General features: G+C 64.7%; 5 protein-coding genes. 2 read left to right on the top strand and 3 right to left on the bottom strand.

Annotated elements, in window-relative coordinates:
• Nucleotides 1–35: 35 nt before the first annotated feature.
• The 3 genes from AC58EF_RS08990 to AC58EF_RS08980 form a co-directional block, all read right to left on the bottom strand.
• The gene (locus AC58EF_RS08990) at nt 36–1,703 is read right to left on the bottom strand and encodes an alkaline phosphatase D family protein (protein WP_497275733.1); all 1,668 of its coding nucleotides are present in this window, start codon (nt 1,701–1,703) and stop codon (nt 36–38) included.
• The gene (locus AC58EF_RS08985) at nt 1,700–4,237 is read right to left on the bottom strand and encodes a TonB-dependent receptor (RefSeq protein ID WP_497275732.1); all 2,538 of its coding nucleotides are present in this window, start codon (nt 4,235–4,237) and stop codon (nt 1,700–1,702) included. Before AC58EF_RS08985 ends, AC58EF_RS08990 begins: the two co-directional genes overlap by 4 nt.
• A gap of 164 nt (nt 4,238–4,401) precedes the next feature.
• A complete protein-coding gene (locus AC58EF_RS08980; protein ID WP_497275730.1) occupies nt 4,402–9,030 on the bottom strand; it encodes a DUF8508 domain-containing protein in 4,629 nt (1,542 codons plus the stop codon).
• A 234-nt stretch (nt 9,031–9,264) separates the two neighbouring features.
• On the opposite strand from AC58EF_RS08980, the gene AC58EF_RS08975 reads away from it, so the two are divergent.
• Together AC58EF_RS08975 and AC58EF_RS08970 are read left to right on the top strand one after the other, a co-directional pair.
• Nucleotides 9,265–9,774: an RNA polymerase sigma factor gene (locus AC58EF_RS08975; RefSeq protein WP_497275729.1), complete on the top strand. Its 510-nt coding sequence runs from the start codon at nt 9,265–9,267 to the stop codon at nt 9,772–9,774.
• Between the two features lie 8 nt (nt 9,775–9,782).
• The gene (locus AC58EF_RS08970; protein WP_497275727.1) at nt 9,783–10,700 is read left to right on the top strand and encodes a FecR family protein; all 918 of its coding nucleotides are present in this window, start codon (nt 9,783–9,785) and stop codon (nt 10,698–10,700) included.
• The last annotated feature ends 37 nt before the right edge of the window (nt 10,701–10,737 follow it).

Raw genomic sequence — 10,737 nt, 5'->3', positions numbered from 1 at the left:
CGCGATTGCGCCGCCCATACCGGATTGCGCCAGTGTCAGGGATTGCCGAACGTAGAAGCGCCGGCCTGGACGGCAAAGCGTGCCAGAGATCGTGCCGTCCCCTTGGCCTCGTAGATGGTCGACATCGCGATATAGTCTCCCACGGCGCGGTCCGGCGTGAGCGTCAGCAGGATATAGCCCTTGGCGCCTTGATCGCAGAACAGGACCTCCGGGCTGGCCTGGCGGAGCAGCGATCCCAACGGCACCTGCGGCAGGGTGTCGCCGATCGACGGACTGCTGATCGAGGATGTGCCGAATTCCACGCCAACCGGATTGCCGTCCTTGTCGGCAAGTTGATTGGCCCAGAAGGCATGACTGTCCCCGGCCAGCACGAGGGGACGGGCGCCGGAGCGACGGATGCTCTCATAGAGCCGCTCGCGCGCGGCCGGATAGCCGTCCCAGGCGTCGAGGTTGAAGGGCAGGCCAGCGCGATAGCCGGCCTGCGCCATTTCGACTTGCGCACGCACCTGCGGTTCCAGCGCGGCGACGATCTGTGCCGCCTTGTCCGCACCGAACAATCTGGCCAGGTCCGGTCCGTTCACGCGCGCCATCACCACCTGATTGCCCAATATCTGCCAGGGCGTGCCGGCCTTGACCGATGCGGTCAGTTCCCGCTCCAGCCAGGCCTGTTGCGGTTCGCCCAGCATCTCGCGGTCGGGACGGTTGCGCTGCGCCAGCACGCTCTCGACCTCGGACCGGCTCGGTGTCTCGCCCTTGAAACCGGCCTGTTCGCTGCGTGCGAGCAGCCGCGTTTCGACCATCAGCAACGTCGCAAGATCGCCGAAATCGAAACGGCGGTTGATCGCCGCCCAGCCATCGTCGCCCTGCGGGTCGCGGATCGGCATCCATTCGAAATAGGCCTGCATCGCCACGGCCTTGCGCTTCGCCCAGTCGCCTTCGGTGGCGGGCTGGTGGTTTTCCGCTCCGCCGATCCAGCTGTCATTGGCGGTTTCATGATCGTCCCAGACGCAGATGAAGGCCGCCCGCGCATGTGCCGCCTGCAGGCTCGGATCGCGCTTATACTGGGCGTGGCGGGTGCGATAGTCGGCGAGGGTGACGATCTCATGCGCGGGTTCCGGCACCCGGCCGAGCTTGCGGCCGATCTCCGCGCCATAGCCGTCAGCCCCATATTCATAGATATAGTCGCCCAGATGCACGACGGCATCGATCCGTTCGAGCGCCGCGATCGAATCATAGGCGGTGAAGAAGCCGCCCGGATAAAGCTGGCAGGACACAACCGCCAGCACGGCGTCGGCAGCCGCGCCGTCCGGCAAGGTGCGGAAGCGGCCGACCGGCGATTTGCCGCCGTCAGCCAGTTCGAACCAGTAATGATAATCCCGCCCGGCTTTCAGACGGCGCGGTTCGACCTTCACGGTGAAGTCCCGCGCCGGCCGGGCCTGGGCTGTGCCACTTTCGACCGGCCGTCCGTTTGCGCTATCGGCCACATGCCAACGCAGCCCGATCGCTTCGCTCTGGGTCGGATCGGCGGGCGTGACGCGGGTCCACAGGATCGCGCCGCGCGGCGTGGGATCGCCGCTCGCTACGCCATGGGCGAAGCTGGCGGCGACGGGGGTTGCCGCCATGCCGACATTGGGCAGGATCGCGCCCGAACCGATGAGCCCCAGAGCGGAGCGGCGGTTCAGCTTCACCATGTCGCCGCTCATCGGGCACCGCCAAAGCGGAAGCTGGCGGAAATGCCGTAGAAACGCGGGGCGCCGGCGATGAAGGTCGGCATACCCAGGCTGTCGCCGGTATTGCCCGCATCCATGATATATTTCTTGTCGAAGGCATTTTCGATAAAGCCCTCGATCCGCCAGGCGCCATCCGGCGCTTCATAACCCAGCCGCGCGTTCACCAGCGCATAGCTGCCCTGCCATTCGTCTTGGATATTGTCGGCAACCAGCGCCGCCGGCGGTTGTTGCAGGTCCGGCCGGTCATTGTCGTCGTCGAAGAAGACCTTCGACTGCCAGGTGACGCTCGGCGTGAAGATGATCCGTCCGGGGCCGGCGGGCAGCGAGGCTTCCGCACCGAAGGAGGCGCTATGATCGGGCGACAGGCGGAAATGATTGCCGTCGCGCACCCCGGTCTTGAACCGGCTATGATTATAGGCATAGGTCGCGAACAGGGTGAGCATATCGTTCGGCACCCAGCGGAGCTGGCCTTCGAAGCCGTAGCTTTCCGCCTTGCCTGCATTGGTCAGGACGAACTGCGTTCCCTGCTGCACCGTGGTCTGGAAATTATCATATTGATAATAGAAGGCCGCGCCGTCGATGAACAGGGTGCGGTTCATCAACGCGGTTTTTGCGCCGACCTCGAAACTGTCGACCGTTTCGGAATCGAGGATGGAAAAGCGCGTCGCGGCGAGTGGCGCGGAGGGCGCGCTGGCAGCCAATACTTCCGGCCGTCGGCCGCGTGCATAGGTTGCGTACAGGCTGGCATCTTCGTTCGGCTTGTAGCGCGCGGTCAACCGCCAGGAAAAACCGCCATTGCTGAGCATATCGCTGTCCTCGCCGCCATTGCCGGCGGTCGGCTGCGCCCCCAGGCCGAACAGCGGCACCGGATAGGCGGCGGAGGGCGGGATGGTGGCTGCGCCCGGCACGGCAAGTGCCTGCAACAACGCCGTGCGCACCGCCGCCGGCTGGCTCAGCGCGCCGATAAAGCCGCCCAGTATCGACCGGCCATTTTCGACCGAAGAGACGAAAGTCGAACGCTTGTCGTCATGGGTATAACGCAGGCCGCCGCCAATCTCGAACTGATCCGACAGGCGAATGGTCACGTCGCCGAACAAGTCGAACGCGCGGGTGCGCGATCCGTTGGTGGTGCTTTCCAGATGATTGGACTTGAGGTTGGCGGCGATCGCTTGCGCCTGCGCGCCCGACAGCGCGACACCATAGGCATTCGCCACACCCTGTAGCAGGGCGCCGGTAAAGGCCGGACTGGCCAGGATGGCGGCGGGAACCGGATCGCTCGCCGGGCGGCCGGGGATCGCGCCACCACCATTCAGAGCGCCCGCCAGCCGTGCAAGCGCCGCGCGCTCATCGAACTGGGTCGGGGCGCGCTGGGTGCCTTCCTCATGGAAATAGCTCGCCCCCAGGAAGGCCGTGATCGGTCCTTCCTCATAGGTCAGGCGGAATTCCTGGCTGGTCTGACGGCCGCGCGCATCCTCTGCGGCGGTCAGCATCGGCAGCGAAATGCCATCCGCGTCGAAGATTTCGAGCGCGTCGAACCGGCGGAAGGCGGTGGTCGAGGTCAGGCTGAAGCGGTCGTCCAGCTTCAGCCTGGCGATGCCCGTCACGCCCCAGACCTGCCGGTCGAGGCCCAGATTCTTGCCGCCTTCGAAGCCGCTGCCGGCGACCAGCGCTGCGCCGCTGTTGCGGCCACGATTGCCGATCACCGCGCCGGTTGCGGGATCGGTTGGATTATAGGCGATCGACTTGAAGGCCGTGCCGTTGGGGCTGTCCTTCTGATAATTGCCGATCAAATCGAAGCTGAGGTCGCCCTTTTCGCCATGGAAGCTGCCACGCACCGCCTTGGTGTCGACCGAGTTGAAGTCCTCGCCGCCCAGCAGATTTTCGACATAGCCGTCGCGCTTGCGGATGCGTCCCGCGAGACGGATCGCCATGCCCTCGCCGATCGGCGCATTGACCATAGCCTCGGCCAGCCAGGCGTCGTAATTGCCGTAGGAAGCGCGGCCCGCGACTTCATAGCTGTCGAGCTTCGCCTTGTTCTGGATGATGTTGACCGCGCCGATCAATGCGCCACGGCCATAGAGGGTCGATTGCGGTCCCTTGGCGATCTCCACGCGCTCGACGTCGAACAGTTCGACATAGGAGCCGCGCGACTTGGAAATGGACACGCCATCCTGAAAGACCGACACGCGCGGCTCGTTGGACGCGGTGCCGCTGTCCGATGTGATGCCGCGCATGACGAAGCCCGGATTGTTGGGCGACTGGTTCTGGACCTCGAAACCGGGAACGAAGCGCGAGAGCGCATCGAATTCATAGAGGCCGAACCGGTCAAGCTGTTCGTTGCCGACGACGCTCAATGCCATCGGCACATCGATCGCGTCCTGTTCGCGCAGCTGCGCCGTGACGATGATCGAATCGCCCGATTCGACATCCGCGGCCTGCGCATAGGCGGTTGCCGTAGCGGAAGCGGACAGGCTGAGGGCTGCGATCGTAAGCGAACGAATATACATGATATTTCCCCTTCGGCGTCCGGTTAGGAGGGGAGTATGAAGCCAGCATGACAGTGGGAAACCGGATCGGAAATTGATCGTCCCAGCTCGGTAAAAGGCGATGACCACGCGATGGGCGACCCATCGCGTGGTCATCATCATTCATCCGCCTTGGCCGCGTTTACCTACAGGCTATGGTTCATATCCAGCAGCGGGCTCAGGCGACCAAGGATGAAATCCCCGATACCATCCAACGCGCCGCCCAGGCCCGGCTGGTGATCGGACCAATAGTCGGTATCGGCGAACTTGACCGCCTTGGCGTCGCTCACCCCCAACAGGGTGACGCTGGAGCCGAGGCTGAGCGTCAGGGTCAGGTCCTTCACCCCGTCGCGGTCGACGTCCGACACCTTGGAGCGGAGCACCGACACGCCGTCGTCGAGGACGATGCTGTCCTGAGCCACATTGAAATCGAGAATCCGGTCGCTGCCCTCAAGCCGGCCGAAATGGAACAAGTCAGCGCCGTTGCCGCCGGTCAGCATGTCGTCGCCAAGCCCGCCGAACAATATGTCGTTGCCATCGCCGCCATTCAGAATGTCGTTGCCCAGGCCGCCGAACAGCACGTCATGGCCGATGCCGCCGTTCAACCTGTCATTACCCAGGCCGCCGTCGAGAATGTCGTGCCCATCCAGGCCGTTCAGCGTGTCATTGCCCAGACCACCCGACAGCTTGTCCTCGCCCGCCGTGCCGTTCAGCGTGTCGGAGAAGATGGAGCCGGTGCGGGTAATGCCATCGGCGATGCCGTTCACGTTGATCTCGACCGTCGCCATGCTGGTCAAGCCGTTGCCGTCGCTCACCGTGTAGGTGAAGCTGTCGGTCTGTTTCGCGCCGGTCGCCAGTGTATCGAAGGCATCATTGTCCGCGACATAGCGCAATTCCTGACTGGCCGCGTCGAAGATGACGCTGCCCAGCGTGCCGCTGGTGTCGACCGCGCTGATCGTCAGGATCTGGCCTGTGTCGGGATCGCTGTCGTTGCCGATCAGGGTCGACCAGAGATTCGGGCTTGTCGCATCCTCGTTCACCGTGATGAGGTCGTTCACGGCGGTCGGGGCTTCGTTGACGTCGCCGACCGCGATGGTGAAGCCCTGTTGGGCCGACAGGCCGCCCGTGTCGGTCGCCTGCGCAACGATCATGTGGGAGGCGACCGCCTCATGATCGAGCGTGGCGGTCGTGCTGATCACGCCGGTTTGTGCGTCCACGATGAACAGGCCGTTCGCATCGTCGAGGAGCGTATAGGTCAGCACGTCGTTCGCCGTGTCCGTGGCCGCCAGCGTGCCGACGATGCTGCCCATGGGCAGGTTTTCGGCGACTTCGGCGTGGCTGAGCACCAGATCGGTCGGCGCGGCGCCCAGCATGAGCAGCGCGAGCTGCGGGTCATGATCGGTGGCGCGGCTGCCGTCGAACTGCGCATTGAGATGGACGGCATCATATTGCGCATTCTGGGCCAGACCGCCGGTGACGAGGATGTTGTCGAGCTGCTGGGCGTTACCCTCGAACATATAGCTATAGCGTTCTTCGGCCGGCAGCAGTGTATTGAGGTTGGTCAGCATTCCGCCCTGCGCCGGATCGGTCAGCTGGGTCTGGGCGTTCTCGAAATAGAAACCGTTCCAGTCGCCGAGCACCGCGATGTTGAGCGACGGGTCGTCGGCCAGATGCTCCTGGATATAGGCCTTGACGCCCGCCGCCTGGGCGGTGCGGGCCGCGTCGCCCGCGGCTTCGGCCGGCTGCGTATTGCCCCAGTTCGGGTCGCTGCCGCCGCGCGAGGTGAAGTGGACGTCGATGGCGGTGATCGTCTGGCCCGCGAAGTTGAATTGCGCGACCAGCGGGTTGCGGCTGCCATTATAGGCTGCGCCGGTGATCAGTTCGGCGCTGCCATCGACATAGGAGACGCGATCGACATTGTAGAGGAAGCCGTTGCGAATATTGCCATTGGGCTCGCCGCCGGTCGAATTGGCCGTATCGGGCGCGATCTCGATATAGGCGTAGGTCTTGCCCGACTGGGCGTAGATGGCGTCGATCAGGCCTTGCGCCGTCACCGTGCCGGACAGGTCCGATCCCGTGCCGGCGCCGTCGGCGTCCTGGATTTCCTGGACGGCGATGATGTCGGGCGCATTCAGATTATAGACGATATTGTCGGCCAATATGTCGAACTTGTTGTCGCCCACATCCAGATTTTCGAGATTATAGGTGGCGATCGACAGATGATTGGCGTCCCCCGCCAGCGTCGTCACCTCGCGCTCCAGCGTCACATCCTTGGTGACGGTGACGGCTTCGGTCGCCAATATCTCATAATTGTCGAAGGCATAATTGACCACGCCGGTAACGCTGGCCAACTGGTCGCCGATGCTGTGATCGGGGGTGTAGCCAGGCAGGATCATGCTGTCGGCGTCGATCTGAATCTTCTCGGGATTATAGTCGACCGTGCCGTCTTCATTGGGGGAAATGGTGATGCCCCCGCGATCGTTCATGCCGGTGGCGCCTGCGCCATGCGAAGCCACGACGTCGGTTTCGCCAAAGGCGTTGGTGTTGGACACGGCCTGCGGCGCGTCGATGGTGACGCGCATCCCTTCCAGCGCTTCCCAGAAGTCGATGCCGTCATTGGCCGGGTCGTAATTGGTGAGCGGGTCATGGTCGATCGCCTGGGTCGGCGGGGTCAGCCCGCCTTCGCCGATCAACACCGCCGTCGGCAGTGCGTTGCCGTGGCTGGTGACGTTGACAGTCGGCGACACGATCTCCGTGACCGACAGGCTCTGCGCATCGCCGGCATATTCCGCCACCGTGCCGCGCACGCTGGCGACGTCGCCGACGGCAACGCCGGGCGCGGAGGAGGTGAAGACGAAGACGCCGTCGGAGGTCCGGTCATTGCCGTCGCTCACCGCCGATTGCAGGTAGAAGCCGTTGCCGGCGACGGCGGTGACGATGCCGTCAGTCATCACGGTCTGGCCGACATAGGCCGACATATGGCCTTCGCCCTGGATCGCGCCGATGGACAGCGCGATGGGATCGTCATTGACGATGGTGCCGGTGGCGCCGCCCCGGTCGATGACCACGTCGCCCGTCGCCGCGCCCAGCTGGACCGATAGGGTTTCGTTGGTTTCGCTGAGCGTGTCGCCCTTGACCGCGACGAGGATCTGCTTGGTGAATTCGCCCGCCGCGAAGCTGATCGTGCCGGACAGCAATGCGTCGGCGGTCAGGTCGTCGACGGATGCCGTGCCGTCGAGGACGACGGCATAATCGACGCTCACCGCATTGGCCTGACCGCCGGCGCGATGGACGGTGAAGACCATGTTGGCGGTGCCGTCGTCGCCCTCGACGATCCGGGCGTCGTCGATGCGCAGATGGCTGGGGCCGTCGGCGGGCAGGAAGGACTGGCCGGCGTTGAGCGAGCCGAAGCTTCCGGCCGAACCCGCGGTCCAGCTGAAATCGGCGGCGCTCGACCCGGCGCCGGTCAACTGGAGCGTGAGGCCGGCGCCCGGCGCGGGTTCCTGCGCCACACCGATGTCGGTGCTGGTCATGCCGGCGGCCGGGGTGCCCGGCGCGGCGGTGAAGGTGCCTTCATAGGACAGAAGCTGGATCACCGTGCCGTCGGGCGCGACCAGCGCGAAACCATCCGCGCCGCCATTCTGGATGCCCGCCCGCGCGAAGGAGAGGGCGCCGAAACCATTGCCTTCATCGTCGATCACGCCCGACAGGGTGAGCGTGTCATAGACCGGCGCAGCGTCCGGCGTGTTGGTCCCGTTATAGAAAACCAGCTTGTAGCCGGCGAGGTCGGTGCCTGCGACCCCGGCGATCTCGATCGCCTCGCCCGCATCGGTGCCGACATTGTCATAATGGATTTCGTTGACGAAGACGTTGGCGGCGGGCGCGGGCGGCGCGGTATCGTCATTGCTGATGGTGCCGGTTGCGGTCGCGCGACCGATCGTTGCGCCACCGGTGACATCGCTCAAGGTGACGGCAAAGCTCTCATTCGCCTCGAACAGCGTATCGCCCCGGACCAGCAGGCGGATTTCCGCCGTGGTCGCGCCGTCGGCGAAGGTCACATTGCCGCTCGTGGCGATACCCGCGTCAAAATCGGCCGCATCGGCCGATCCGAAGCTCAGCGTCCAATCGGCCGAAACCGCGCCAGTGCTGCCGTCCGTGCGGCTGACGGTGAAGATGATTTCCTGCGTGCCGCTGTCGCCTTCGATCACGCTGGCGTCGGCGATGCCGAGCGTGCCGGGTGTGGGGGTCGGGCCGGTGCCGCCGAAGCTCTGGCCATTATTCACCGTCCCCGCCGTCGCGCCATTGATGAGCGCCCACTGGAAATCCCCGGCGCTCGTGCCATTGCCGACCAGGCCGATCGACGTGCCGCTCTGCGCGCCGTCCTCATAGACGCCGACATTGGTGCTGGTCATGCCGGCGGCCGGGCCGTTGGCCGCCACGAAACTGCCTTCCCAGCTCAGGAACTGGACGACATTGCCCTGCGCGTCGACCAGCGCCACGCCGTCCGGCTCGCCATTGGCGCCCGATCCGCCATTCTGGATGCCGTTGGCGGGATAGGCGACGCGAATCGTGCCATAGCCATTTTGCTGGTCGGCGATCACACCGCTCAGCGTCTGGGTGCTGTAGCTGGCGCGCGAACTGGGATTGCCATTGTAGAGGACGATGCTCCATCCGGTGACGTCGGTGCCCGCCAGCCCGGCGATCTCCACAAATTCTCCGCTGTCCGTGCCAGCATTGTCATAATGGATTTCGTTAATGAAGACGTTCGACGCCATGACACGCATTTCCCCACAAATGGACCGCGCCCACCAAATCCCGCATGGACTTGATGTGTCGCGAAAAGTCAGACCTGCCGCCATCCCTAGGACGGGCAGGTGACAAATCTGTGGCGGTCCGAAGCGATTGCGATCGCCCGCGAATTTGCCCAAAAAAGAGGAAGGAGCGGTGTCATCGAACTGACGCCGGTCGGTCATCAAACTGTCCGTAGCGACACCTAAGTCGCCTCGCCCATGGGCGATCAAGACATCGGGCACGGGCACAAGGCATCGACCAGCCGCCTTTGGGCAGGTTGGGCAGGTCTGCTCGTGCAGGTCGAGCGTCTCACCCGGCGTGCGGACAGCGAGGATCTGTTGCACGACGCCTATGTCCGCATGGCCGCGCGATCGGACCGGCCGGACAATGAGGAGGCCTTCCTTGTCCGGGCGGCGGTCAACCGGGCGCGGGACGCCTATCGCCGGGAGAAGGTCCGAGGCGCGAATACCGGGGATGATGCGCTCGACATGGTGCGTGACGGTGGACCCATGCAGGATGAGGCGATCATCGCGCGGGCCAGGCTCGCGCGGGTGCGTGAGGGGATAGACAGGTTGCCGCCCCGGACCCGCGAAGTCTTCTTGCTGCAACGGATCGACAATCTTAAATATCGCGAGATTGCCGAGCGGCTTGCAATAAGCCAAAGCGCGGTCGAGAAGCATATGGCCAGGGCAATGACGTTCCTGGGCGATTGGACGAAGGATTGGTGAGTTCCGATATGTCCGGTGAGCGCCCATCACCCCGGACCGCCGCGGACTGGATCGCAAGGCTCAATGCGGACGGCAAGACTGCGGACGACGAGCGGGCCTTTCACGCCTGGCTCGCCGCGGATCCAGCCAATGCGCAGGCCTTCGAACGGGCGACGGATATCTGGTCGATCGTGCCGGGCGTCGGTGTCGCGCCCCCTCAGGCGCGGCTGCCGCTTGTGTCGCGCCGCCGGGTGCTGGCCGCCTGCGCTGGAACTTTGGTGGTGGGCGGTGGTGGCATGGTCGCCATGCAGGCAGCCTATGCCGGCACGCGCTATGAGACAGATATTGGTGAGCAGCGCCGCGTGCTGCTTGCCGAAGGTTCGTCTCTTTTCCTCGATGCCGATACGCAGGTTCAGGTGTTCGCCAATGCGCGCCGCCGGCATTTATGGCTGCGTCGGGGACGGGTTGCGCTCTCCGTAAAGCCCGCACCCATTCCCTTCGCCATAGAGGCCGGCAAGGGCGCGTTCACCGCCGATGCAGGCCGGTTCGACCTGCGGCGCGACCGGGATGATCGTTTCGCGATGACGTCCCTGGCCGGAAAGGCGGAGGTCGCGATCGACGGCGTGCAGCGTCGCATGTTGGCGCCGGGGGAGCGGCTGCAATCGGATGCGCGCGATGCGGTAAAGATCGACCGCCCCGACCCCGAGACGACGCAGGCCTGGCAAAGCGGCCGGGCCGCCTTTCACGACGATCCGCTGGATGCCGTGGCGGCGGAGGCCAATCGCTACAGCCGGACGAAGCTCGTGATCGCCGATCCGCACACGGGCGGGCTGCGGGTGAGCGGCATGTACCGCATGGGGGACAATGTGGCGCTGGCGCAGGCCCTGTCGCAACTATTGTCGATCCGTATGCGGCAGGTCGATGACAGGATATTGTTGGGCGGCTGAAAAAATCTTTTCCTCCGGGGTGAGGTATCGGTCCCCT

Source organism: Sphingobium sp. WR1, assembly GCF_059693745.1.
Note: the sequence above shows the minus strand (reverse complement) of the source record. Positions and strands in the feature narration are given on the sequence as shown.

Bases quoted from the DNA above. Each gene is read 5' to 3' on its own strand.
- AC58EF_RS08990 (WP_497275733.1), bottom strand. From the start codon at position 1,703: ATGAGCGGCGACATGGTGAAGCTGAACCGCCGCTCCGCTCTGGGGCTC.
- AC58EF_RS08985 (WP_497275732.1), bottom strand. From the start codon at position 4,237: ATGTATATTCGTTCGCTTACGATCGCAGCCCTCAGCCTGTCCGCTTCC.
- AC58EF_RS08980 (WP_497275730.1), bottom strand. From the start codon at position 9,030: ATGGCGTCGAACGTCTTCATTAACGAAATCCATTATGACAATGCTGGC.
- AC58EF_RS08975 (WP_497275729.1), top strand. From the start codon at position 9,265: ATGGGCGATCAAGACATCGGGCACGGGCACAAGGCATCGACCAGCCGC.
- AC58EF_RS08970 (WP_497275727.1), top strand. From the start codon at position 9,783: ATGTCCGGTGAGCGCCCATCACCCCGGACCGCCGCGGACTGGATCGCA.